Here is a 24,080-nt window from a genome sequence, read left to right as displayed (position 1 = left end):
CGGGGCCGAAGGCCGATGATCATGGGAGTGGTTCAGACGTCGGCGCCGGCCATGGCCGAGCCGCGCCTGGTGTAGTTCCACCAGGTCAGCGCCGCGCAGCTCACGTAGAACACGAGGAAGATCACGAACGCCGTCGCGATCGCGCCAGGCGGCACGCGCCCGTCGTTCAGCAGGCCCAGCACCCCGAACGTCGCCACCACGACGAAGCCGCCGAACGCTCCGACGGCGGAGGACAACCCGATCACCGCGGCGGCCTCCGTGCGGCCCCGTGCCAGCGCCGCCTCCCGGTCACCGTGCGGCGCCGCCCGCAGCGCCTGCTTCTGGAAGATCATCGGGATCATCCGGAACGTGGAGCCGTTGCCGATGCCGGTGGTGACGAACACGAACAGGAACGCGCCCAGGAACAGCGGCCAGGTCTCGACGTTCACGGCGACGATCACCACGACCGTGCCGGCCGCCATCGCGACGAAGTTCCACAGCGTCACCCTCGAGCCGCCCAGCCGGTCGGACAGCCAGCCACCGAACGGCCGCGCCACCGAGCCGACCAGGGCACCGAGGAACGCGTAGTTGGACGCCGTCACCTCCGGGAAGCGCAACTGGATGAGCAGGGGGAACGCCGACGAGTAGCCGATGAACGACCCGAAAGTCCCGATGTACAGCCACGACATGACCCACGTGTGCCGGTAGCGGACCACTCTGATCTGCTCACTGAACTTCGCCAGCGACACCGACAGGTTGTCCATGAAGAACCAGGCACAGCCCGCGGCCGCCAAGGCCAGTACCGCCCACACCCAGCCGGCCCGGGCCAGGTCCACGCCCGCCGCGCTCGCACCGACCATCCCGAACAGCCCACCGGCACCCACGATCAGCGGCAGTCCCAGCTGGATCATCCCGACGCCGACGTTCCCGCCGGCGGCGTTCAGCCCGAGGGCGAGGCCCTTCTTACGGTCCGGGTAGAAGAAGCTGATGTTCGTCATGCTGGAGGCGAAGTTCCCGCCGCCGAACCCCGCGGTCGCGGCGATCAGCAGAAACGCCCAGTACGGCGTGCCCGGGTTGTTCACCGCCATTGCCAGCAAAACCGTCGGGACCAGCAAGAGCAGGCCGCTGACCAGCGTCCAGTTCCGGCCACCGAACTTCGGGACCGCGAACGTGTATGGGATCCGCAGCACCGCACCGACGACGTTCGGCACGGCCACGAGGAAGAACAGCTGCGCGGCGCTGAAACCGAAGCCGTAGTGCGCCACCAGCAGCGCAGCGGAGATGCTCCAGAGCGTCCACACCGAGAACGCGACGTTCTCGGCGAAGATCGAGAAGACCAGGTTGCGACGGGCGACGGCCCGGCCGGTGCGTTCCCAGAACCCCTCGTCCTCGGGCTCCCAGTGGTCGATCCACCGTCCGTCGCGGCGCGGAGTGGGACCGGCCTCACGCACCGGTGCGATGGTCGGGGTGTCGGTCATGGCGGCCTCCGGTGGGTGGTCGGCTGGCGTGGCCGTCCGGGCGGTGATCTGGGGTGGACGTCCGATTCGGTTCGGATGGCCGCCGACGCTATGGAGCCGCCGTTACACGCGCGTCGCCCAGGTGACGCGGAGATGTCAACGTCTGCTCACGTCTGCGCTTCCGGCTCCGTGAGGCTCCATCCCGGTTGATCTTGGAGTTCGTGCGGAATCCATCGGACAAATCGCCCCGCAATGCCGCAGTTACTCCAAGATCAACGCAGGGTATGGCGGGGGTGGGGCGTTCGTGGCTAACGTTGGGGTGATGGACGACGACGGGTCCCCCGCCGCGGCGCGTGCCGCCGCCGTCGTCGGTGCTGGTCCCGCCGGCCTGTACGCCCTGGCGGCGCTACTGCGCGGCGAGGCCTTCGACCGCGTCGACGTCTACGAGGCCGCTCCGGCGCCGTACGGCCTGGTGCGTTACGGCGTCGCCCCCGACCACCCCAAGACCCGCAACATCTCCCGGGTGCTGGCGCGAGGGCTGCAGCAGCACCAGGTCCGCTTCCTCGGCAACGTGTCGGTCGGCCGCGACGTCACCATCGACGAGCTCCGGGCGGCGTACGACGCCGTCGTCGTCTCCACCGGCATGCTCGGCGACCGGCGCCTCGGCATCCCCGGCGAGGAGCTCGAGGGTTCACTCGGCGCCTCGGAGATGGTCGCCTGGTACACCGGCCATCCGCAGGCGCGGCCGATCGCGCTGCCGGCCGACCTGAGCGCCGCCACCGTCATCGGCGCCGGCAACGTCGCGCTCGACATCGCCCGCATCCTGGTCAAGGACGCCGCCACCCTGCGCGCCACCTCCATGCCGCGGCACGTGGTCGACGTGCTGGCCGCCAGCACACTGACCGACGTCCACCTGGTCGCCCGCCGCGGCCCGGCGCAGGCGAAGTTCACCTCGCCCGAGCTGCACGAACTCGGCGCGCTGGAGGGCGTCGACATCATCGTCGACCCCGACGACCTCGTGCTCGGCCCCGCCGACGAGGAAGCGGTGGCGACCGACCGGCACGCACGGGTGACCGTGGACGTCTGCCATGAGTGGTCACAGCGGCCGGCCACCGGCGCGCGCCGCCGCATCCACCTGCACTTCTGGCGCAGGCCGGTGCGCATCGAGGGCCCCGGCCAGGTCACCGCCATCGAGCTGGAGGCCACCAGATCCGGTGACCGGCCGACGCTGCGGCTGCCGACCCAGCTCGTGGTGCGCGCCATCGGCTACCACGGCAGCGCGCTGCCCGGGCTTCCCTTCGACGAGGCCACCGGCACCGTGCCGTCGCGCGACGGACGGGTGGTGGCCGGCGACGACGCGCTGCCCGGCGTCTACGTCACCGGCTGGCTGCGGCGCGGACCTACTGGGGTCATCGCCACCAACCGCGGCGACGCCAACGAGGTCGTCGAGTCGGTGCTCGCCGACGTACCGACCCTGCCGGCGCGACGCTCCGACCCGGACGCCGTCGAGCGGCTGCTGGCCGACCGCGACGTCCGCGTGGTCGGCTGGGAGGACTGGCTGCGCCTCGAGGCCCACGAGAAGGCGGCCGGCGACGCCGCGGGGGCCGACCCGATCGTCGTGCACGACCTCAAGACCGTCATCGAGGTGATCGAGGCCGCCGCCGGCTGATCAGTCGGGGCGGCGCCGCAGCCCTCCAGCGGTGACCAGGACGCCCGCGCCGGCCAGCGCGGCGGCGGCGCGGCCGGTGTCGGTGCCGCTCCACTCGCCGCCGAGCTCGGTGCCGGTCTCCGTGCCACCTTCCGTGCCACCTTCCGTGCCGCCGTCAGTGCCACCCTCCGTGCCGCCATCCGTACCCGACTGGTCGCCACCCTCGGTACCGCCGTCGGTGCCACCCTCCGTGCCGCCATCCGTACCCGACTGGTCGCCACCCTCGGTACCGCCGTCGGTGCCACCCTCCGTGCCGCCGTCCGTACCCGACTGGTCGCCGCTCTCCGTACCCGACTGGTCGCCGCCCTCGGTACCGCCGGTCTCGTCGCCGCCCTCGGTGCCACCTTCGTCACCGCCCTCGGTGCCACCTTCGTCACCGCCCTCGGTACCGCCGGTCTCATTGCCACCCTCGTCGCCGGACGGGCGGTCCTCGTCATCGTCGTCGTCCTGGCCACCGCCGTTGCCGTTGCCGCCGCCCTGGTTGCCGTTGCCATTGCCGTTGCCGCCGCCGTTGCCGCCGCCCTGGTTGCCGCCGCCGTTGCCACCGTCGCCGACGTCGGCCCGGTCGGGGAACTCCTCCTCCGGCAGGCCCTCCATGGCGCCCTGCATGAACGCCGTCCAGGTGCGGCCGGGGTAGGCGCCGCCGCTGAAGTTCTCCATGCCCCCGACGCCGGTGAGCGACTCCGTGCCGGCCGCCGTGCCGTCGCCGCGGAAGTACGCCACCGACGCGGCCAGTTGCGGTGTGTAGCCGCTGAACCACGCGGTGAGGTCGTCGTGCGTGCCCGTCTTCGCGGCGACCGGGCGGTCGAGGTCCTGAGCGACCTCCGCGGTCCCGTTCTCGACGGTCTCGGTGAGCGAGTAGGTGACGTCGGCCATGACGTCCTCCTCGAACGCGCGCTCCGTCACCGCCTCGTGGGTGTACGCGGCCTGGCCGTCCCGGTCGAGCACCTCCGACACGACGTAGGCGTCGGAGCGGACACCCTGCGCCGCGAGGGTGGCGTACGAGTTGGCCATGTTCAGCGCCGACACCCCGCCGATGCCGATGGCCACGCGAGGGTTGGCCTGCAGTTGCTCGTCCTCGGGGAAACCGGCCCGGACCAGTGCGTCGATGACGGTCTGTGAGCCGATCTGCATGGTGAGGTCGATGAACGCGGTGTTGATGGAGTTCTCCATCGACCGTTCCAGCGTGACCCGCCGACCGTAGTCGCGGTTGCCCTGGTTGTTGACCGGCGGGCCGAGCTCCGGCGGATCGAACGGTGAGTTGCCCCAGAACCGGCTGTTCAGTGAGTAGCCGTTCTCGAGCCCGGCGGCCAGGACGAACGGCTTCACGGTGGAACCGGCCTGCGGGACGGCGTCGACGGCGTCGTTGAAGCTCTGCTCAACGGCGTCAGGTCCGCCATAGAGCGCGACCACGGCCCCGTCGCCGGGACGCACCGCGGCCAGCCCGATGTGCACGCGCTCGGCATCCTCGGTGGGCCGCTCCTCGTTCACCGCGTTGACGGCGGCCGTCTGCGCCTGCGCGTTGAACGTCGACGTCACGCGCAGGCCGCCGGTCTCGATCTCCTGCTCGTCGTACCCGAGTTGGAGCAGCTCGTCGCGGACCATCATCAGCAGGTAGCCATTCGGTCCGCCGTAGCGGTTGACCTGCTGTTCCGGCAGCACCGTCGGCAACGTGGCGGCGTCGGCGGTTGCCTGGTCGATGGCACCGGTGGCGACCATCCCGTCCAGCACGTACCGGTACCGCTGCTCGAATCGCTCGGCGTTCTCCGGCCCCAGTGTCGGGTCGTACCGACTCGGCGAGCGGAGGATGGCCGCCATTGCCGCGCTCTGCGCGAGGTCGAGCTCTTCGACGTTGACGCCGAAGTAGGACCGCGCTGCCGTCTGCACGCCGTAGGTGCCGCGACCGAACCAGATGGTGTTGAGGTAGTCGGCGAGGATCTGTTCCTTGTCGACTTCCTGGTCGATCTTCACCGAGATGACGAGCTCGCGCACCTTACGGGTATACGAGCGGTCTTGCGTGAGGTAGTAGTTCTTGACGTATTGCTGGGTGATGGTGGACCCGCCGCCGGCGCTGGGGTTGCCGCGCAGCGTGTCCCACGCGGCGCGGGTCATGCCGGTGACGGAGAAGCCGGAGTTCTCGTAGAAGCTGCGGTCCTCGGCGGCCACCACGGCCTGTTTCAGCGTCTCGGGCATCTGCTCGGCGTCGACGATCTCGCGGTTCTCCGCGCTGAACCTGCCCAGTTCGGTTTCGCCGTCGTCGAAGTAGACGATGGTGGACTCGGACGTGGAGAAGTCGTTGGGCTCCGGCACATCGATCACCGCGAAGGCGATCCCGATGCCGGCCGCGCCGAGCAGGAACAGTCCCAGGAGCGAGAAGCCGAAGGTTTTCCAGTTGACGACGCGTCGCCACCCGGTCCGCTTGGGCCGGGTGGCTCGGTAGCGGGGGCCTTTGTCACCCCGGCCGTGGACGTCAGGTTCCGGTTCGGTGCTCATCTGCTTTCGATGCTGAGTTGCGCTGGTTTGGGCGTGCTTCCGTCACAGGAGAAGACGGCCGGACCATCCACCTTAGTTCCGCACCGGGGCGCGGGCACGGCGCAGCGATGCTTCTCCGCCACCCCCGCGAGCGGAGACTCGACCCGCCGCGCCCTGCCCGCCGCCCCCATATACCCGGCATGCGCATCGGTTGAAACCGTCACATACGTCACGGGTCGAGCTGATTCAGCTGTTTCAGCGCATCTTCGACGATTTCGTCCGGCGTTCCGGTGACGGGGATCCGCACGCCGTCCTCGTCGGGCTCCAGGGGTTCCAGGGTGTCCAGTTGCGAGCGCAGCAGCACAGGCGGCATGAAGTGCCCCTTCCGATGCCGCATCCGCTCGGCGATCAGCTCGGGGTCGCCGTCCAGGTGCACGAACCGCACCGGACCGGCTGCCTCGCGCAGCACGTCACGGTAGGCGCGGCGCAGTGCCGAGCACGTGACGACGGCGCTGTGGCCGGCCTTGGTCTGCTCGGACAGCCAGTCGCGCACGATCTCGAGCCACGGCCAGCGGTCCTCGTCGGTGAGTGGTGTACCGGCGGCCATCTTCGCCACGTTGGCCGGCGGGTGGAAGTCGTCGGCCTCGGCGAACGGGCGGTCCAGGACCTCGGCCAGTCGCCGCGCGACCGTCGTCTTGCCGGATCCGGACACGCCCATGACGACGAGGTGCGGCACTGTGTTCACGGCACCAGGATCACATATGCGGCCTCACGGACGGGTCCGGCCAGTCCGGCCACACAGGCGTCGGCCGCCACCGCGGGTGACGACATGGGTGCCGCCCGGCGTGGCGATGGGCACCGCCGGTTCGGGTGAGTGTGTCCGGCGCGACGCGGCGCGCTCTGCCCGTGCCGGCGGTGTCCCACCTGATCGTCGATGTGTCGTCTGATCGGGTCCGTGGCGACGATCAGGTGACGACAGCACCCGGGGACAACGCGGGTCGGGCACCTGATCACCTCCAGCATGTGGACACGAAACGATCAGACGACCCCGACACGCCAATTCGCCGCGAACGGTCACCTGATCGTTTCCTCGCCGGGCTCGCGCCGGCTCCGATGGCGCACGGCACGTGCAATGTCCGTCCTCACCGCTCGAAGCCCAGGTGGACGTGGTCCCGGTGGAGGTCGTCGGCGAAGTGCTTCCCACCGGGCCCGTCCGGGTCGACCGGGCCACCGATCTCGTCACTGCCCGTGGACCGTACGGCGTCGAGGAAGCCGAGCAGGAGGGGGTCGTCCAGCCCCATGGTCACCACCGGAACACCGTCGACGGCCCAGATGTCCACGGCCCGGCCGCGAGTGTGGTTGCTGGTGCGGTCCGTGCCGAAGACGTTCTCCGGGTGTCCGGCGCGGAACACCGACACCGACAGCTCGTAGGTCGCGGCGAGCTCGAGCAGCGAGGCGACCACCCGCGCGTCCACGATGCCCGCGGCCAGATCCGCCACCGCGGCATCCGGCAGGTGGACCCGCGGGCTGGCGGCCAGCTGCGCCGCCGCACCGTCGAGCGTCAGCGCCGCCCGGTCGATCACCTCGGCCGGCAGCAGCTGGTCGACCAGCCAGCCGGCGGAGCCGCGCTTCAGCCGCACGTCGACGGTGACGCTGCGGCTCACCAGGGCGCGGTCGACCACCCAGGTCTGCTCGGTCACGGCCATGACGCTGGCGGTTGACCGCTCCAGCCCGCCGTACTGGGGGTAGACGACCGCGACGGTGGACGGCACCGACGGGGGCACGAGCGGGCCGGCGGCAGCGGCGAGCCGCGGCTCGGCACCCGCCGCCGTGAGCCGCTGCGTGGGTGGGGCGGCACCGTCGGGCGCGTTGCCCAGCGCCTCGATGACCCGGACAGCAGCCACCTTGATCTCGGGCGCGATCTCTCCCGCGGATGGCTCCCATGGCTGGGTCGCCGACAGGTCCGGTACCGGTAACGGGGGCTCAGGTACCGGACCTGCCGGCAGTTTGGGTGCCGGATCGGGTGTGCGGATCGTGCGCGGCTGTGTCTGCGGCTCGGTGCCGCAGGCCGCTACTGCAGCGGCGGCGAGCCCGCCGGCGAGGAACGCGCGCCGGGTGGTACGTCGAGTCATCGAGCCCGCACGAACCTCGGGTCGATGCGGAACGTCAGCACCTCGTCGCCGTCACGGTCGACGTGACCGCCCACCCGGTGCCAGCCGGCCCGCTCGTAGAACCCGGCCGCGCCCGCTGCGCCGGCCTTCGTCACCAGCTCGGTCCGTTCCGCACCGGCCGCCGCCACGACGCGCAGCAACGCCTCGACCAGGGCTGTGCCGATGCCCTCCCCGCGTGCACCGGGAGCGACGACGACCGCCTCGAGCACGGCGATGGACGCGAAGTCCGCCTCCGGGACGCCCCCCTGGCCGGCCACCCTGGCCGGCGCCGCGCTGCGCCCGAACAGCCGGCGCAGGTAACGCAGCCCTCGGGTGCGGACGAACCCCGCCGCCACTCCGGGGCGGGTGACCAGGCTGCCGAGGGCCGCCATCACCAGCTCGCGGCGGTGGTGCCCGATGATCCACGACACGTTGGCGGGCCGGTCGGTGGTGCCCAGAACGAAACCGACCACCTCGTCGCCGCGGGTGGCGACGAGCAGCACGCCGTGAGGCGACGCCAGGTGTGCGCCGTGCCAACGGCGGACGAACCCGTCGCCGAGTCGCGGGAACAACCCATGCGGGAGCTCCGTCACGTGCAGCTCCGCAGTGTGCCGCAGATCGTCCTCACCCGCGGGCACGACGTCGATCTCGCGACCAGTGCGCATATCAGCCTCCCTGCGCCGATGCCTCGTAGGCGACCGGCTTCACACCTGTAGACGCAGGACGCGTCCGCCGCGATGTCGGCCGGTGGCGATCACCCACCGCGTGCGCCGCAAAGCCCAGGTCACCAGCACGTTCCATCGTCGAGAGCGAATCTCAGAGGAACCTCAGAGCACCCGTGGGACCATCGAGGTCATGACAGCGGACCGCCGCCACCGGCTCCTGCTGGTCGAGGACGACACCAAGCTGTCGGACCTGCTCGGCCGGCTGTTCACCGCCGAGGGCTACGACGTCACCGTCGCGCGGGACGGCCACACCGGCCTGCACCAGGCGCTGACGAGCCAGTTCGACGTCATGGTCATCGACCGCGGGCTGCCGGCCATCGAGGGCGTCGACCTGATCCGCAAACTGCGCTCGCGCGGGGTCACGACGCCCATGCTGGTGCTCACGGCGCGCGGCACCACCGACGACCGCGTCGAGGGCCTGGACGCCGGCGCCGAGGACTACGTCGTCAAACCGTTCGAGATCGACGAACTCCTGGCCCGGCTGCGCGCGCTGTTGCGGCGGCACACCGACACCTCGACCCGGCTGGACCTCGGCGAGCGGTACCTGGACGTCACGTCGCGGCGGGTGGCCGGCGGCACCGCCGCACCGATCGAGCTGTCCGGCCGGGAATGCGAACTGTTGCACCTGTTCGCCGCACACCGCACCCAGGTGTTCACCCGCGACGAGCTGCGGCGGCTGGTGTTCCAGGACGCGGACAGCCCCGGTGCCGTGGACACCTATGTCTACTATCTGCGCAGGAAACTCGGCCGGGACATCATCAGGACCGTCCACGGCCTCGGCTATCAGATGGGATCCGCTTGAGCTGGCGCCGTCGCGGCCAGCAGGGCCGCCGTCCACCGTCCGCACCGTCCGACCGACGGCTGCTGCGGCGGGCATCGATCGTCGTCGCCGTCCAGACCGGGATCGCGGCGGCGGTCGTCGTCGCCGCCGTCATCGCCCTGGTGTACTCCATCAGCCTGCAGGAACGGCGCGAAGCCACCGAGCACAAGCTCCAGGACAAGATCGCGAACCCGAAGGGCTACGACCCGTCGGCGGCCCAGCCGCTGACGATCGACCCGTTGCCGGAAGGGTGCGACCAGGCGGCGTTCGAAGCCACCGTCGAGAGCCTCCCGGCCGGCGGCACCGAGTTCGAAGCCTGCGACACGCCGTTCTTCGCCTATGTGGCCGAGACCGACGGCGTCCGGGCCGCGGCCGTCACCAGCTTCGTCGAGCAGCAGGAGGAGACCGAGCGGCTGGCCCGCCTGTCCATCCTGGTGGGTGCCATCGGGGTCCTGGCGGCGGCCGGGCTGGGCTGGCTGGTGGCCCGCCGCGCGGTGCGGCCGCTTGGTGACGCGCTGACGTCACAACGACGGTTCGTGGCCGACGCCAGCCACGAGCTGCGCACCCCGCTGGCCATCCTGCACACGCGCGCCCAACTGCTGGAGCGCGGCCCCGTCACCGACGACGACCAGCGGCAGGAGATCACCCAGCTGGTCGAGGATGCCCGCGTGCTCACCGACATCGTCAACGACATGCTGCTCTCCGCCGAACTGCAGTACCGCCCGGAGGCGCGACAGCCCGTCGACCTGGCCCGGGTGGCGACGCAGATCAAGGACTCCTTCTCCGCCACCGCCGACGAGGCCGGGGTGGACATCGTCGTCGACGCCGCACCGGACGGCAAGCACGTCGTGTCCGGCGTGCCCAGCGCCCTGCGCCGCGCCGTCGCCGCCCTCGTGGACAACGCCATGGACCACGTGGAGCGCGGCGGTACTGTCACCATCAGCCTCACCGGCGACGACGGCCACGCGCGCATCAGCGTCATCGACAACGGCGTCGGGCTCGACCCGCAACTGGCCGCCGAACTGACTCAACGGTTCCGCCGCGGCCCGGGCGCGAACGGCAACGGCCACCGCCTCGGGCTCGGCCTGGCACTGGTGGACGAGGTGGTTCACGCCCACGACGGGTCGATGGTCATCGACGGACGCCCAGGCGACGGAGCCACCGTCACCCTGACCTTCCCCGCCGCCCGTTGACCTGCGCATCGAGCCGGGCGCCGGCCACCGCTGCGGCCAGGCCGAACATCGTCGTCGGCATGATCGCCCGACATGACGGGTATGCTCCGAGCGCCAGGGTTCCGTCGCCGGTGGAGCCACGCGCGACCGTGCCCACGACGTCCCGGCCTTCGCGGCCACCCCCGACAGAACGGTGACCCACGGATGACACAGACGACGCTGACCTCCGCCGACGGGCCGATTCTGGCGGGCGCCTCGCCGCGCGAGCGGCACGTGAGCGCCTATGCCGAGTTATCGCGCATCATCCAGTCGGCCGGACTGTTGAAGCGCCGGTACGGCTTTTACTGGTCTTTGATGATCGGTTCTGTGGCGGCGTTCGTCGGCATCTGGGTGGGCTTCGCCCTGCTGGGTGACTCCTGGTACCAGCTCTTCCTCGCCGCGGGTCTCGCGGTCGTGTTGGCCCAGTTCGGGTTCCTCGGGCACGAGAGCGCGCACCGGCAGATCTTCGCCTCGCACCGCTGGAACGAATGGACCGGCCGGGTCCTGTCCGGCCTCTTCACCGGGCTGAGCTACGGCTGGTGGATGCGCAAGCACACCCGCCACCACCTCAACCCCAACAAGGAAGGCGCCGACCCGGACATCGCGCCCGGCGTGCTGGCGTTCTCGCCTGCGGCGCTTGAGCGCCGCCGCGGACTCACCGCCTGGCTGGCCAACCGGCAGGGGTACTTCTTCTTCCCGCTGCTCCTGCTCGAGGGCCTGCACCTGCACGTGGTGAGCATCCAGACCATCATGCGCCGCGAGCGGCTCAAGCACCGTTGGGTCGAGGCGCTGTTCGTCGGCGTCCGCCTCAGTGGCTACCTGACCGCGCTGTTCGTCGTCCTACCGCCGGGGAAGGCGCTGGCGTTCCTCGGCGTCCAGCTGGGGCTCTTCGGCCTGCTGCTGGGCGGTTCGTTCGCGCCCAACCACAAGGGCATGCCGATCGTCCCGGCCTCCATGAAGATCGACTTCCTGCGCCGCCAGGTGCTGATGTCGCGCAACATCCACGGCGGCGTGCTCACCGACCTCGCCATGGGCGGGCTGAACTACCAGGTCGAACACCACCTGTTCCCGAGCATGCCGCGGCCGAACCTGCGGCGGGCGCAGCCGATCGTGCGAGAGTTCTGCGCCAAACACAAGATCACCTACACCGAGACCAGCCTGTTCGACTCCTACCGGGTGGTCGTCCGCTATCTGAACGACGTGGGATTGCAGGCCCGCGACCCGTTCAAGTGCCCGCTCACCGCGCAGTACCGGGCGTGAGCCGTTTGGTCATCGGCGGCCGGTAAGGCAGACTGTGTGACGACGGGGCGTGCCGAAACGCCCCCGAGGTCGAGTGCGACGCGCCGTCAGCAGGCGCAGGTTCCCCCTTCCAGAATGAGTGGGCGTCCGTTCGTGACCGGCCAATCTCATCTCGTCCTGGAAGGACGTCTGTGCCCACTGATACCCGCACGCCGCGGAGCGGTTCCGCCCGCCGTCGTGCCCGTAATCGTCGCGCCCCGCAGCCCGCTGCGGCGGCCCGCGAGACCACCGCTAGCTCCGCCGCCATCGACGCGGCACCGCCGGCCGGCCGGCCGGCGGCCGCCGCAGTCGAAGGTCGCTCGTTCGCCGAGCTCGGCGTGCCGGCAGCCGTCGTCGCCGCCCTCGCGGACGGCGGCGTCAGCACTCCGTTCCCGATCCAGGCCGCCACGCTCCCGGACACCCTCGCCGGCCGCGACGTACTCGGGCGCGGCCAGACCGGCTCCGGCAAGACCATCGCGTTCGCCGTCCCGACCGTGAGCCGCCTGACGCTGTCCGACCGGCCCCGGCGACCCGGCCGCCCCCGCGCGCTCGTGCTCGTGCCCACGCGCGAGCTGGCCAACCAGGTGGCGGCCGCCCTCGCGCCGCTCGCGGCCGCGATGAACCTGCGCACCACCACCGTCTTCGGCGGCGTCGGCCAGGTACCGCAGACCCGCGCGCTCCGCGCCGGCGTCGACGTCCTGATCGCCTGCCCGGGCCGGCTCGAGGACCTCATCGCGCAGGGCCACTGTGACCTGGGCTCGGTCGAGGTCACAGTGCTCGACGAGGCCGACCACATGGCCGACCTCGGCTTCCTGCCGGCGGTCAAGCGACTGCTCGACACCACACCGCGCGACACACAGCGGCTGCTGTTCTCGGCCACCCTGGACAACGGCGTGGACACACTGGTGCGGCGGTACCTGACCAACCCGGTCATGCACTCGACGGCGCCCGCGGTCGCGCCGGTCTCCACCATGACCCATCACGTCCTGGCCGTCCCTGCCGGCGACAAGGGCCAGGTGGTGCGCGAACTGGCCGCCGGACAGACCCGCACGCTGCTGTTCGCCCGCACCAAGCACGGCGCGAAGAAGCTCGCGAAGAGCCTCACCGCCGCCGGCATCCCCGCGGTCGACCTGCACGGCAACCTCAGCCAGGGCGCGCGTGAGCGCAACCTCGCCGCCTTCTCGGCCGGCACCGCCCGTGTCCTGGTAGCCACCGACATCGCGGCGCGCGGCATCCACGTCGACGACGTCGCCCTCGTGGTGCACGTCGACCCGCCCGCCGAGCACAAGGCGTACCTGCACCGCTCGGGCCGCACCGCCCGGGCCGGCGCGGACGGTGCCGTCGTCACCGTCATGACGCCGGACCAGGCTGGTGACGTGCGAACGCTCTGCCGGCAGGCCGGTATCACGCCGGTAATCTCGCGCGTGTCGGCGGGCGACCCCGCCATCGAGGCGCTCACCGGGCCGAAGGCGCCGTTCGTGGAGCCCGTAGCCCACACACCTGCGCCCCAGCTGTCCCGCGGCGAGCGGACCGGCAACAGGAACGGCAACGGCCGCCGTCGCCGTTCGGGTGGCGGTTCGACGCGCGGCTCGGGCGGCAATGCACGCTCGGGCGGCAACCCGCGCTCGGGCGGCACCGCACGCTCGGGCGGCAGCGAAGCGGCTGCCGCCGGCCGCGCCGCACAGCGCCGGGGCCGGGGCACCACCACCGCCGCGTCCGGCCGCTCGACCACCGCGGGCGCTTTCTCCGCGTCATTCTCCGGCCGCCGCCGGTAACGGTCAGCGGGCTGTTCGGCCCGGTCGTCGGTCATCGCGGGCCGGGCATGCACCTGAATAGCGTCGTGCGACCTCAATAGCCGCGTCCGCGCCATAGCGCCCCGATCCGGGTGTTGGCGTGGCAGGCGCTATCGAAGTGGGTCATCGCCGTGGGTGGTGCCGAGGCGGGCACCCGCACTCGGTCGCGGCCGATGCGCCGCCTCGTCGCATCGTTCCCTGTCGCATCGAGTGCCGGTGCGTTCGGCTTCCTGCCGCCACCCCGGGCGTAACGATCAGGTGACCGATCGCGCCGAATCGCCGTGTCGAGGTCGCCTGATCGTTTCGTGTCCACATGCTGGCGACGATCAGGTGCGCTATCAGCGCCGTCATGGGTGCTGACGCCACCTGATCGTCGCCACCGACCCGATCAGGCGACACATCGACGATCAGGTGGAAACCACGGCACCCTGCGACGCCCAGCCCGCGACAGGGTGGGGCACCGCGCTCGTCGCGCCGCTGCCGGGCCTGCTCGGCTGGTCGGACGGTCCCGGCGGGGAGGCGCGCGATGGCCTATTGGGTCTGGGTCGCGTCTTGGGCGTGAGTGCCGCGGAACGCCGGGCGGCCGATCCGTGCGCGTGACTCAGACCCAGCACGTGACGTAGCCCCAGCATGCGGTGACCATGCCCGCCGAGGTCCGGGGTTGACAGGCTCGCCATCGGCATGTTTCTTTATGACTAACTTTAGTCCTGAAGGAAGTGCCGATGCCCGTGCCCCGCAGCGACCTCACCCGCTCGGCCGTTCTCGCCGCGCTGGGGACATCCGGCCCGCTGAGCAGGACTGACATCGCCCGTGCGGTCGGGGTCAGCCCGGCGACGGTGACGCAGGTCGTCAAGGATCTGATCGCCCGCGGCATGGTGGCCGAGGTCCAGCACCGGCCGTCGCGTGGCGGCCGCCCGGCTGTGCTGCTGGGCCTGGTCGGCGAGGCCGGCCGGGCCCTGGGCGCCAAGGTGGCGGCCGACCACGTCGCGGTGGTGGACGTCGGACTGGACGGCGCGGTCCGGCAGAGCTGGGAATGGCCGTTCGACGCGGTGGCCGCGGACGCACCGGACCGGCTGGCGGACCTGCTGCGGCCGCTGACGGAGCCCGACCGCGAGAGTGCGCCCATCCTGGGCTTCGGCATCTGCGTGCCCGGCGCCGTCGACGACCAGGACACCGGTGTCGTCGACGCTCCCACGCTCGGCTGGCGCAACCTGGCCCTGGGTGCTCGCCTGCGGGCGGCCCTGCCAGTGCCTGTGCTGGTGGAGAACGACGTCAACGCGCTCGCGGTGGCCGAGCGGTTGTACGGCCGCGGTCGCGCGCACCGGAACTTCCTCGTGGTCACCATCGGCCGCGGTGTCGGCGCCGGACTCGTCGTCGACGGGACGATCCACCGCGGGACCAGTGGCGGAGCCGGCGAGTTCGGCCACTTCCCGGTCCGGCCGGACGGTCCGCGCTGCTCCTGCGGCAACACCGGCTGCCTGGAGGCCGCGGTCGGGCAGCAGGCGCTGCTCACTGACGCCGTCGCCGCGGGCCTCGTCGGCACGGACGCGAAGCCGGCGGACCTGCAGCACCTGGCCGACACCGGCAGCACAGGTGCACAGCGCGTCTTCGCCGACGCCGGGACGATCTTCGGCCGGGCCGTCGCGGGGCTCATCAACGTGATGGACCCGGAGACGGTCATCGTGCTCGGCGAGGGCACCCGCGGCTGGCAACACTGGCGGCCCGGCTTCGAGCCGAGTCTGCGCTCTCACCTCATGCCCACGCGGCGCGCTGTTCCGGTCGCGGTCGAGGCGTGGGACGACTCCTCCTGGGCCCTGGGTGCGGCCGCCCTCGTGCTGGCCACTCCGTCCGGTGCGACCGGCGCCACCGGTGACCAGGGCGACCTCGTGCGCGCCAGGCTCGACGGTGTACTCGCCCGGGAACTGTCATGAGCGCGACCACGACGGCCGCGAAGACATCCGGCAGCACGACGCCCCCCAGGGTGCCGCGCCGGCGCACCACCCTGCGCTACGGCGGCAACCGCCTGAAGTACGCCGGCATCGTCGCGCTGTTCCTCGCGCCCAGCCTGGTGCCGCTGGTGCTGTTCACGCTGGTGCCGATGGTCAGCTCGTTCTGGGTCGCGCTGCACGACTGGAACCTCATCACCCCGATGAAGTTCGTGGGCCTGGCCAACTTCCGCGAGCTGCTCGCCGACGGCGACACGTGGGCGGCGTTCGGCCACACGCTCGGGTACATCGCCGGCTACCTGCCGCTGGTGTACGCCGGCGGGCTGGCCGCGGCGCTCGCCCTCAACACCGCGCTGCGCGGCCGCAACGTCTTCCGGGCCGCGTACTTCCTGCCGGTGGTGACCAGCTGGGTCGTGGTCGCGCTGCTCTGGCGCTGGCTGCTGAGCCCGGCGAACGGCCTGGTCAACCACCTGCTCGGCCTGGTCGGCATCGAGGGTCCGGGCTGGTGGACCGACCCGGCCTGGGCGATGCCGTCGGTCATCATCGCGTCGGCCTGGAAGGACCTCGGCTTCGTCATGGTCATCCTGCTGGCCGGGCTCCAGGCGATTCCTGGTGAGCTGTACGACGCGGCCAAGGTGGACGGCACGAGCGCGTGGCAGCGGTTCCGCTATGTCACGCTGCCGCTGCTGTCGCCGTCGACGTTCTTCGTCGTCGTCATCTCGCTCATCAACGGCTTCCAGGTGTTCGATCAGGTCTTCGTGATGACCGGCGGCGGACCGGCCGGGTCCACCGAGGTCGTCGTGCAGCAGATCTACGACCTCACGTTCCGCTACGGACGCGCCGGCGACGCCTCGGCGCTGTCGTGGCTGCTGTTCGTGGTGGTGCTGATCGTGACGATCGTCCAGGTCCGGGGCCAGCGGCGGTGGGTGACCTATGCGTAGGGCCGCGCTCTACACCGGCGTCGCGCTCGGCGCGCTGGTCATGCTGTTCCCGTTCGCCTGGACGGTGATCACCTCCGTCACGCCGGGCGCCGGCCTGGGCACCCCGGACCTCATCCCCGACGACCCCGGGCTGGACGCGTACCGCACGCTGCTGGACGCGATGCCGTTCTGGCGCATCCTGGCCAACAGCCTCTGGATCGCCGTCGCGTCCACGCTGCTGCAGCTGATCACCAGCGCGATGGCGGCGTACGCGTTCGCCCGCCTCGACTTTCCCGGCCGCAACGCGCTGTTCCTCGTCTATCTCGCGACGCTCATGGTGCCCATGCAGGTGCTGGTGGTGCCGCTGTTCATCGAGATGCGAGCGCTGAACCTGGTGGACACGTACGCCGCGTTGCTCGCACCGAGCATCGCTTCGGCGTTCGGGGTGTTCCTGCTGCGCCAGGCGGTCGCCCAGGTGCCCATCGAGCTGGACGAGGCGGCCACCATCGACGGTGCCGGCCACCTTCGCATCTTCGCCTCCGTCGTGTGGCCGCTGATCCGCCCGGCGCTGGCGACGTTCGCGGTACTGGCGTTCATGTCCAGCTGGAACAGCTTCCTCTGGCCGCTCGTGGTCATCCGGTCCCCGGAGCTGATGACCCTGCCGCTCGGCCTGAGCACCCTGCACGGCCAGTTCACCACCGAGTGGGACGTGGTGATGGCCGGCTCCGTCGTCAGCATCGTCCCGATCGCCGTGCTCTACCTCGCGGCACAGAAGTACGTCATCCAGGGCGTCGCCCGCTCCGGGCTCAAGTGACGCCGGCCAACCGAATGGAGTACACCCATGGCTCACCCGCTCCGGCTCGGCGCACTCGTCGCCGGCGCCGCCATCCTGACCCTGTCGGCCTGTTCACAGGGCTCGGCCACCCGTTCTGACACGGGCGAGGACGGCCAGGTCGTCGTCCGCTACATGGAGTTCTCCTCCAGCGGCGGCAACGAGTCCAACCTCGAGGCGATTGTCGCGGCGTTCGAGGAGGAGAACCCGGACATCGACGTGCAGGTCGAGACCACGCCGTACGCCGACTACTTCACCAAGCTGCAGACGGCCGTCGCCGGCGGCACCGAGGCCGACGCGTTCGAGCTGAACTACGAGAACTTCGTCACCTACGCCGAGAGCGGTGCGCTGGCGGAGCTCGATGTCGACGGCGGCGCGTATACACCGTCGCTGCTGGAGGCGTTCCAGCACGACGGTGCGCAGCTCGGCCTGCCGGAGTCGTTCTCCGACGTCGTGCTGTTCTACAACAAGGACCTGTTCGCTGCGGCCGGCGTGCCGGAGCCGACCGCGGACTGGACGTGGGAGGACGAGCGGGCGGCGGCGCAGCAACTCACCGATGCCGCGGCGGGTGTCTGGGGCGACTACCAGCCGGCCACGTTCCACGAGTTCTACAAGGTGCTCGCGCAGGCCGGCGGCCAGTTCCTGAACGAGGACGGCACCGCCACCGCGTTCAACAGCCCGGAGGGTGTCGCGGCGGCCACCTGGCTGACCGAGAAATCCGGCACCGTCATGCCGACCGAGGCCGAAGGCGCCGGCACCCCGGACTTCGACTCCACCCTGTTCCGCGAGGGCAAGCTCGCCATGTGGCACAGCGGCATCTGGATGTTCGGCCCGTTGGCCGACGTGCCGTTCGAATGGGACGTCGTCGTCGAGCCCGGCGACGCGACGAAGGCCAGCGCGATGTTCACCAACGGCGTCGTGGTCAGCGCGAACAGTGAACACCCCGACGAGGCGCAGGCGTGGCTGGAGTTCCTCACCGCGTCCGACACCACGGTCGAGACCCGGCTGAACGCCGGCTGGGAACTGCCGCCGATCGACGACGACGAGAAGCTCGCGCCCTACCTGGAGCAGAGCCCGCCCGCGAACCGGCAGGCGGTGTTCGACGCGCTGGACGAGACGGTGCTGCCGCCGGTCATCGTCCGGCAGCAGGAGATGCAGGACGCCGTCACCGAGGAACTCGGCAACGCCGCGGCCGGCCGCAAGAGCGTCGAGCAGGCCGTTGCCGACGCCGCCGCCCGCGTCGACGAGCTGCTCGGCTGAATCCGCCTTCCGCACCGAAGAGGACCACCACGTGACCGACATGACCACCCACCCCGATCTCGGCGAGTTGGTCGCACTCGCCGAGGCCAGCCACCGGGTCATCGCCACCCACCAGGCGCCGTCCGGCGCCTACCCGGCCAGCCCGACGTTCAGCGCCTACCGCGGCTACAGCTGGTTCCGTGACGGCGCCTTCATCGCCGAGGGCGTCAGCCGGTACGGGGACGCCGCCGGCGCGGCCGCGTTCCACCGGTGGTGCGCGCGGGTGCTCACGGCTCGCGCCGGCCAGGTGGACACGCTGGTCGCCCGGGCTGCACGCGGCGAGCACATCCCCGTCGCCGACCTGCTGCCGACCAGGTACACCGTCGACGGCGCCGTCGGCAACGACCCGTGGTGGGACTTCCAGCTCGACGGCTACGGCACCTGGCTGTGGGCGCTCGCCGCGCACACGGACCGGCACGGCGCCGTCGACGGGGACGCGGTCGGCCCCGGCGTGGCGACCGCGGTGCGCTACCTGACGACGTTCTGGGCCCGGCCCTGCTACGACTGGTGGGAGGAGCACGTCGACCACCGGCACGTGTCCACGCTCGGGGCGATCCGGGCCGGGCTCGCCGCCGCCACGACGCACCCGGCGCTGGCCGCAGCGCTGACGCCGGCCGAACGGGAGACGGCGACGGAGGCCGTCGCGGCCATCGATGCGCTGGTCCTCGCCGAGGGCGTCGCCGAGGCCGGGCACCTGTCCAAGTGGCTGGGCGCCGACGACGTGGACGCGAGCCTGCTGGCCTGTGTCGTCCCGTTCGGCCTGGTGGACGGCGACAGCGAGATCGGGCGCGCGACGGTGAGTGCCGTCGCCGACCGGCTCAGCGTCGACGGCGGCGTGCACCGCTACGCCGCCGACACGTTCTACGGCGGTGGGCAGTGGCCGCTGCTGACGGCTTTCCTCGGCTGGAACCACGCAGCCGCCGGCCGTACCGACGAGGCGTGGGCCAGCCTGCGCTGGATCGCCGCCCAGGCCACGCCCGCCGGCGACCTGCCGGAGCAAGTAGGTCACCACCTGCTGGCACCGCAGCGCGAACAGGAGTGGATCGAGCGCTGGGGCACCGTCGCCACGCCACTGTTGTGGTCGCACGGCATGTACCTCATCCTCGCGTGCGAGCTCGGCGTCCCGGGGAGGACAGCATGATCCGGCACCGGCCCTACGGCTCCGAGCACCCCTACGCGGTCACCGGCGACCAGCGTGTCCCGGCCGACCCGATCGACGGGGAGACGTGTGAGCTGCGCGTCCGGGCCGCTCCGAGCGTCGTGTCCGTCGTCTGCGAATGGGACGACGGATCGGGCAGTACCGTCGCGTGGCCGCTGCTGGCGCCGTCGTCGTCGGGCGGCCCGGATGACGAGGGCGGCGACGGTGGGCACCTGGCCGCCGCCCAGGCTCGCTCGCTGGCCGACCGCAGCTTCTGGTCGGTACGTACGCCGGTGCTGGCCGCGGGCACGCGCTATCGGTACCGCTTCGTGGCGACGACGACGGACGGAGGCACCCGGCGGACCCGCTGGTACGAGGTGTCGGCGGGCGCGTGGGCCACGTCCGGCGGCGAACTGAGGCTGGACGGCGACGACGCTCGCCTGGTACCCGGCAGCGTGCGCTGGCTGGTCGCGCCGGAGGGACCGCGCCGGGTCCGGTTCGCGCTGCGGCTGGCCGCGGACGACCGCGTCGTCGGCTTCGGCGAACGGTACGACCACGTCGACCAGCGCGGCCGCACCCTCGACGCCGTCGTCTTCGAACAGTACAAGGCCCAGGGCGTACACGGCCGCACCTACCTGCCGATGCCGTTCGCGCTCGTGGTCGGCACCGGGTCCGGCTGGGGATTTCACGTCCGCACCGCCCGGCGCACCTGGTACGACGTGGGGGCCTCGGCGCCGGACCAGCTCGTCGTCGAGGCCGACCTGGACGGTGACGACGAGCTCGCGGTGCGGCTGTACGAGGGAGCGCCGGCCGCCGTGCTCGACGCGTTCCTGGCCGACGTAGGGCGCCCGGAGCAGCTGCCGGACTGGGTCTTCCGGCTGTGGGCCAGCGGCAACGAATGGAACACGCAGGCCCGGGTGATGGCGGAGATCGACGCCCACCGCGAGCACGACGTCCCCGTCGGCGCGTTGGTCATCGAGGCGTGGAGTGACGAGTCGACCTTCACGGCGTTCCGCGACGCGCAGTACCCCGTGCACGACGACGGCGCACCGCACCGGCTGGCCGACTTCACCTTCCCGCCCGACGGCGCCTGGCCGGACCCGAAGGGCATGGTCGACGACCTGCACGCCCGTGACGTCAAGGTGCTGCTCTGGCAGATCCCGCTGCTCAAGACACGCCCGCACCCCACCGGCCAACAGGCGGCCGACGTCCGCGCGGCCGTAGACCACGGGTTCGTGGTGACCGAGGCGGACGGCCGGCCGTACCGCAACCGCGGCTGGTGGTTCCCGCTCGCCCTGATGCCTGACCTGGCGGCGGACAAGGCCCGGGCGTGGTGGACGGAGAAGCGTCGCTACCTGGTCGAGGAGGTCGGCATCGACGGCTTCAAGACCGACGGCGGCGAGCACGCCTGGGGCCACGACCTGCGGCATTCTGGCGGAGCCGTCCGCGGCAGCGCGGGCAACAACCTGTTCCCCGTCGAGTACGCGCGAGCGTACGGCGACCTGCTCCGCTCGGCCGGCAAGGCGCCGGTGACGTTCAGTCGGGCCGGCTTCACCGGGTCACAGGCGCACGGCGCGTTCTGGGCCGGCGACGAGGACTCCACCTGGGACGGTTTCCGCGCCGCGATCGTCGCCGGTGTGACGGCGGGGGCCTGCGGCATCGTCTACTGGGGCTGGGACCTGGCCGGGTTCTCCGGCGACGTACCGGACCCCGAGCTGTACCTGCGCGCGGCCGCGGCGTCGGCATTCATGCCGATCATGCAGTACCACTCCGAGTTCAACCACCACCGGCAGCCGCTGCGCGACCGCACGCCGTGGAACGTCGCCGACCGTACCGGTGACGACCGCGTGGTGCCGGTGTTCCGGCGGTTCGCGCACCTGCGGGATCGGCTGGTGGGCTACCTGTCGTCGTCGGCCGCTGCCGCCGTGGCCGGCGGGGCGCCGCTGATGCGTGGGCTGTTCTTCGACCACGCGGACGACGCAGAGGCGTGGGCGCATGCGTCGACGCAGTTCAAGCTCGGCGACGACCTCTTGGTGGCGCCGGTGCTGACGCCAGGAGCCTCGACCTGGGACGTGTACCTGCCCGCCGGTGACTGGGTTGACGCATGGACCGGGCAACAGGTGGCCGGCGGCCAGGTGGTGTCGCGGCCGGTGCCGATCGACGAGATCCCGGTGTACTGCCGAACGTCGGCGTGGCCGCACCTGCGCGAGGTGTTCGCCGGCCTGCCGTGAAAACGGTTCGACGCCGTCGTGGCCGGGCAGGCAGGGTGTGGCGATGACGTCCCGCATCTCGCACACGAGCATCGACTGCGCCAACGCCTACCGACTGTCGGAGTGGTGGAAGCAGGTGCTCGGCTACGTCGACATCGCCGACGACCCCAACGAGCCCGGCCACGACGAGTGCATGATCCAGTCGCCCGACGGCAGCCACCACGTCCTGTTCATCGAGGTACCGGAGGGCAAGACGGTCAAGAACCGGCTGCACTTCGACCTGCGCCCCACGGACCGCACCCGGGACGAGGAGATCGAGCGGCTGCGCGGCATCGGTGCCACCGACGTCGCCGACCACCGCGGCAAGTACGGCCCCGGCACCGGATGGCTCACCATGGCCGACCCGGAGGGCAACGAGTTCTGCGTGCTGCGCAGCGACGCCGAGCTCGCGGCTGCCCGTCGTCCATGATCATCGGCGATCGACCCCGTCATAGTGGGGAGGATCGCCGATGATCATGCGGAGGGCGTAGGCGAACGGGAAGTTCATCCGGGGTTCATGCCGGCGCCCATCCTGGGCGACGTGCTGCGCGCCGGGCCACGCTTTGCTGTGCCGGGGTTCCGTCACAGCAGAGGAGACGCGGTGGCCAACGTCCGTCCGAGACTCCGGCTGGGCCGGCTGGCCGCCGCCGTGGTCGTCGCCGTCCTACCGGCCATGTTCGTCGCGTCGACGGCGACGGCGCATCCGTTCGGTCCGCCGTTGAACGTCCGTGTGGACGCCTCCGCGAACGAGGTCTCCGTGCAGTGGCAGGCCGCCGAGGACGACTGGGTGATCCTCGGCCAGCACCTCGACGCCTTCACCAGCCAGTCCGGTGCGGAGGGCCAGCAGCTCACCGGGGCGCAACTGCTCGCCCGGTCGGACAACCTCCCCAGTTACCTGCTGTCGCACATCGGAGTGGAGCAGGACGGCCACGACTGCACGGGCCGTGTCGACCGGCTCGACGACCTGCTCGCGGACGGTGCCCAGTTGGTGTTCGCGTGCCCGGCCGAGGTCACCGAGGTGGACCTGACCGTCACGGCGCTCACCGACGTCAACGAGAACTACCGCACCGTCGTCACCTCGGAGGTGCCGTCGCAGCCGGAGCAGTCGCTCTTCACGGCGACGACACCGACCCAGCGGTGGAACTTCGACGCCGCCGGAACGCGCACCGCCACCCGCTCGCTGGCGGCAGCCGGAGCATTGGTCGTGGTCGCCACGGCGGGCGGCGTGGTCTGGTGGCGCCGCAGCGGACGCGTTCCGGCCGGGGCGACGCGGTGAACGGCCTGAGCGGGGTCGAGGACCGCCTGATCGAGCTCTTCGACACCCCCGGGGTGTGGTGGGCCGGGCTGGCCATCGCGCTGGTCGTGGGCTGTGCGCACGCCGTCGCGCCGGGACACGGGAAGACCATCGCCGCCGCGTACCTGGTCGGCTCGCACGGCCGGTACCGCGACGCACTGCTGCTGGGCGGCATCGTCGCGGCGATGCACACGTTCTCGGTCCTGGTCCTCGCGCTGGTGTGGGTGGGCCTGACCGCGTCGGACACCACCGGCACGGAACGCATCACGTCGTGGCTGCAGGTGATAGCCGCCGTCGTGGTGATCGCCGTCGGGCTGGGGCTGATCCGGCGCTACGTACGGGCGCGGCGGGCCACCCCGGCCCTCGTCGCTGCCGGCCACGGGCACGGCCACGGCTATGGGCATGGGCACGGCCACGGCCATGGGCACGGGCACGGCCCGCCGCCCGGGGTGGCGCCGTGGTCGCGCCGCGGGCTGGTCGCGCTGGGCCTGTCCGGCGGGCTGTTGCCGTCGCCGTCGGCGTTCCTGGTGCTGGTCAGCGGCATCCTGACCGGCCGCACCGGCTACGCGCTGATCCTGGTGGTCTGCTTCGGTGCCGGGCTGGCGCTGACGCTCACACTGGTCGGAGCGGCCACCATCAAGGGCGGCACGCTCCTGATGGCGTCGGCGCACCGATCGTCGCGGCTGCGCTGGCTGTCGCAGGGCATCCCGCTGCTGGCGGCGGGCGGGGTGACGCTCGGCGGTCTGGTGTACCTGGTGGTGGGGCTGGCGGCGGTCGCGGGCGCGTCGTAGCGGACCGCCGTCGCGGCC

Annotated in this window: 19 protein-coding genes; 14 read left to right on the top strand and 5 right to left on the bottom strand. The window is 71.5% G+C overall.

Translation table 11 applies throughout. The features are described from left to right. Positions 1-32: 32 nt before the first annotated feature. Positions 33-1,457, bottom strand: a complete 1,425-nt coding sequence (locus JIAGA_RS0102060) for an MFS transporter (protein WP_035811973.1) — start codon at positions 1,455-1,457, stop codon at positions 33-35. 301 nt (positions 1,458-1,758) lie between these two features. On the opposite strand from JIAGA_RS0102060, the gene JIAGA_RS26990 reads away from it, so the two are divergent. Next, on the top strand, positions 1,759-3,105 hold the full coding sequence (locus JIAGA_RS26990) for an FAD-dependent oxidoreductase (RefSeq protein WP_051425573.1): 1,347 nt from the start codon (positions 1,759-1,761) through the stop codon (positions 3,103-3,105). Here the strand turns inward: JIAGA_RS26990 and JIAGA_RS26985 are convergent, their stop codons facing one another. The 4 genes from JIAGA_RS26985 to JIAGA_RS36310 form a co-directional block, all read right to left on the bottom strand. After that, entirely contained in the window at positions 3,106-5,637 is a 2,532-nt protein-coding gene (locus JIAGA_RS26985) for a transglycosylase domain-containing protein (protein WP_051425572.1), read from the bottom strand. 208 nt (positions 5,638-5,845) lie between these two features. Further along, on the bottom strand, positions 5,846-6,334 hold the full coding sequence (locus tag JIAGA_RS0102045; protein WP_035813214.1) for a gluconokinase, GntK/IdnK-type: 489 nt from the start codon (positions 6,332-6,334) through the stop codon (positions 5,846-5,848). A gap of 424 nt (positions 6,335-6,758) precedes the next feature. Continuing rightward, positions 6,759-7,748, bottom strand: coding sequence for a twin-arginine translocation signal domain-containing protein (locus tag JIAGA_RS0102040; RefSeq protein ID WP_157552571.1), 990 nt, complete (start codon positions 7,746-7,748; stop codon positions 6,759-6,761). Then, entirely contained in the window at positions 7,745-8,431 is a 687-nt protein-coding gene (locus JIAGA_RS36310; RefSeq protein WP_051425570.1) for a GNAT family N-acetyltransferase, read from the bottom strand. The genes JIAGA_RS0102040 and JIAGA_RS36310 overlap by 4 nt, the downstream gene beginning before the upstream one ends. Before the next feature lie 190 nt (positions 8,432-8,621). Here JIAGA_RS36310 and JIAGA_RS0102030 point away from each other — a divergent pair, with 190 nt between their 5' ends. From JIAGA_RS0102030 to JIAGA_RS0101965, 13 genes are all read left to right on the top strand, one after another. Next, positions 8,622-9,293: a response regulator transcription factor gene (locus tag JIAGA_RS0102030; protein WP_026874378.1), complete on the top strand. Its 672-nt coding sequence runs from the start codon at positions 8,622-8,624 to the stop codon at positions 9,291-9,293. Next, on the top strand, positions 9,290-10,504 hold the full coding sequence (locus JIAGA_RS32685; RefSeq protein WP_051425569.1) for a sensor histidine kinase: 1,215 nt from the start codon (positions 9,290-9,292) through the stop codon (positions 10,502-10,504). The genes JIAGA_RS0102030 and JIAGA_RS32685 overlap by 4 nt, the downstream gene beginning before the upstream one ends. Positions 10,505-10,687: 183 nt before the next feature. Beyond that, a complete protein-coding gene (locus JIAGA_RS0102020; RefSeq protein ID WP_026874377.1) occupies positions 10,688-11,782 on the top strand; it encodes a fatty acid desaturase family protein in 1,095 nt (364 codons plus the stop codon). A gap of 170 nt (positions 11,783-11,952) precedes the next feature. After that, positions 11,953-13,575, top strand: a complete 1,623-nt coding sequence (locus JIAGA_RS0102015; protein WP_245597099.1) for a DEAD/DEAH box helicase — start codon at positions 11,953-11,955, stop codon at positions 13,573-13,575. 740 nt (positions 13,576-14,315) lie between these two features. Next, positions 14,316-15,524: an ROK family transcriptional regulator gene (locus tag JIAGA_RS0102010; protein WP_026874375.1), complete on the top strand. Its 1,209-nt coding sequence runs from the start codon at positions 14,316-14,318 to the stop codon at positions 15,522-15,524. Further along, positions 15,521-16,480, top strand: a complete 960-nt coding sequence (locus JIAGA_RS0102005) for a carbohydrate ABC transporter permease (RefSeq protein ID WP_084469403.1) — start codon at positions 15,521-15,523, stop codon at positions 16,478-16,480. Before JIAGA_RS0102010 ends, JIAGA_RS0102005 begins: the two co-directional genes overlap by 4 nt. After that, positions 16,473-17,273: a carbohydrate ABC transporter permease gene (locus JIAGA_RS0102000; protein ID WP_026874373.1), complete on the top strand. Its 801-nt coding sequence runs from the start codon at positions 16,473-16,475 to the stop codon at positions 17,271-17,273. Before JIAGA_RS0102005 ends, JIAGA_RS0102000 begins: the two co-directional genes overlap by 8 nt. A 27-nt stretch (positions 17,274-17,300) precedes the next feature. Beyond that, positions 17,301-18,551, top strand: coding sequence for an ABC transporter substrate-binding protein (locus tag JIAGA_RS0101995; protein ID WP_026874372.1), 1,251 nt, complete (start codon positions 17,301-17,303; stop codon positions 18,549-18,551). A gap of 40 nt (positions 18,552-18,591) precedes the next feature. Then, on the top strand, positions 18,592-19,731 hold the full coding sequence (locus JIAGA_RS0101990) for a glycoside hydrolase family 15 protein (RefSeq protein ID WP_026874371.1): 1,140 nt from the start codon (positions 18,592-18,594) through the stop codon (positions 19,729-19,731). Next, the gene (locus tag JIAGA_RS0101985; RefSeq protein WP_026874370.1) at positions 19,728-21,959 is read left to right on the top strand and encodes a glycoside hydrolase family 31 protein; all 2,232 of its coding nucleotides are present in this window, start codon (positions 19,728-19,730) and stop codon (positions 21,957-21,959) included. The genes JIAGA_RS0101990 and JIAGA_RS0101985 overlap by 4 nt, the downstream gene beginning before the upstream one ends. 43 nt (positions 21,960-22,002) lie before the next feature. Further along, the gene (locus tag JIAGA_RS0101980) at positions 22,003-22,407 is read left to right on the top strand and encodes a VOC family protein (protein ID WP_026874369.1); all 405 of its coding nucleotides are present in this window, start codon (positions 22,003-22,005) and stop codon (positions 22,405-22,407) included. A 171-nt stretch (positions 22,408-22,578) separates the two neighbouring features. Beyond that, positions 22,579-23,253 carry a hypothetical protein gene (locus tag JIAGA_RS0101970; RefSeq protein WP_026874368.1) on the top strand — a complete coding sequence of 225 codons (675 nt, stop codon included), beginning with the start codon at positions 22,579-22,581 and terminating at the stop codon, positions 23,251-23,253. After that, positions 23,250-24,062, top strand: coding sequence for a hypothetical protein (locus tag JIAGA_RS0101965; protein WP_026874367.1), 813 nt, complete (start codon positions 23,250-23,252; stop codon positions 24,060-24,062). Before JIAGA_RS0101970 ends, JIAGA_RS0101965 begins: the two co-directional genes overlap by 4 nt. Positions 24,063-24,080 lie beyond the last annotated feature (18 nt).

Origin of the sequence: Jiangella gansuensis DSM 44835, from assembly GCF_000515395.1 — a bacterium.
Classification (GTDB): Bacteria; Actinomycetota; Actinomycetes; order Jiangellales; family Jiangellaceae; genus Jiangella; species Jiangella gansuensis.
This window is presented reverse-complemented; position numbering and strand designations above follow the sequence as displayed.

Coding starts and splice junctions, on each gene's coding strand:
- JIAGA_RS0102010 (WP_026874375.1), top strand. CDS start 14,316: ATGCCCGTGCCCCGCAGCGACCTCACCCGCTCGGCCGTTCTCGCCGCG.
- JIAGA_RS0102060 (WP_035811973.1), bottom strand. CDS start 1,457: ATGACCGACACCCCGACCATCGCACCGGTGCGTGAGGCCGGTCCCACT.
- JIAGA_RS0102030 (WP_026874378.1), top strand. CDS start 8,622: ATGACAGCGGACCGCCGCCACCGGCTCCTGCTGGTCGAGGACGACACC.
- JIAGA_RS0101980 (WP_026874369.1), top strand. CDS start 22,003: ATGACGTCCCGCATCTCGCACACGAGCATCGACTGCGCCAACGCCTAC.
- JIAGA_RS0101985 (WP_026874370.1), top strand. CDS start 19,728: ATGATCCGGCACCGGCCCTACGGCTCCGAGCACCCCTACGCGGTCACC.
- JIAGA_RS0101990 (WP_026874371.1), top strand. CDS start 18,592: ATGACCACCCACCCCGATCTCGGCGAGTTGGTCGCACTCGCCGAGGCC.
- JIAGA_RS0102020 (WP_026874377.1), top strand. CDS start 10,688: ATGACACAGACGACGCTGACCTCCGCCGACGGGCCGATTCTGGCGGGC.
- JIAGA_RS0102000 (WP_026874373.1), top strand. CDS start 16,473: ATGCGTAGGGCCGCGCTCTACACCGGCGTCGCGCTCGGCGCGCTGGTC.
- JIAGA_RS36310 (WP_051425570.1), bottom strand. CDS start 8,431: ATGCGCACTGGTCGCGAGATCGACGTCGTGCCCGCGGGTGAGGACGAT.
- JIAGA_RS26985 (WP_051425572.1), bottom strand. CDS start 5,637: ATGAGCACCGAACCGGAACCTGACGTCCACGGCCGGGGTGACAAAGGC.
- JIAGA_RS26990 (WP_051425573.1), top strand. CDS start 1,759: ATGGACGACGACGGGTCCCCCGCCGCGGCGCGTGCCGCCGCCGTCGTC.
- JIAGA_RS0101995 (WP_026874372.1), top strand. CDS start 17,301: ATGGCTCACCCGCTCCGGCTCGGCGCACTCGTCGCCGGCGCCGCCATC.
- JIAGA_RS0102040 (WP_157552571.1), bottom strand. CDS start 7,748: ATGACTCGACGTACCACCCGGCGCGCGTTCCTCGCCGGCGGGCTCGCC.
- JIAGA_RS0102005 (WP_084469403.1), top strand. CDS start 15,521: ATGAGCGCGACCACGACGGCCGCGAAGACATCCGGCAGCACGACGCCC.
- JIAGA_RS0102045 (WP_035813214.1), bottom strand. CDS start 6,334: ATGGGCGTGTCCGGATCCGGCAAGACGACGGTCGCGCGGCGACTGGCC.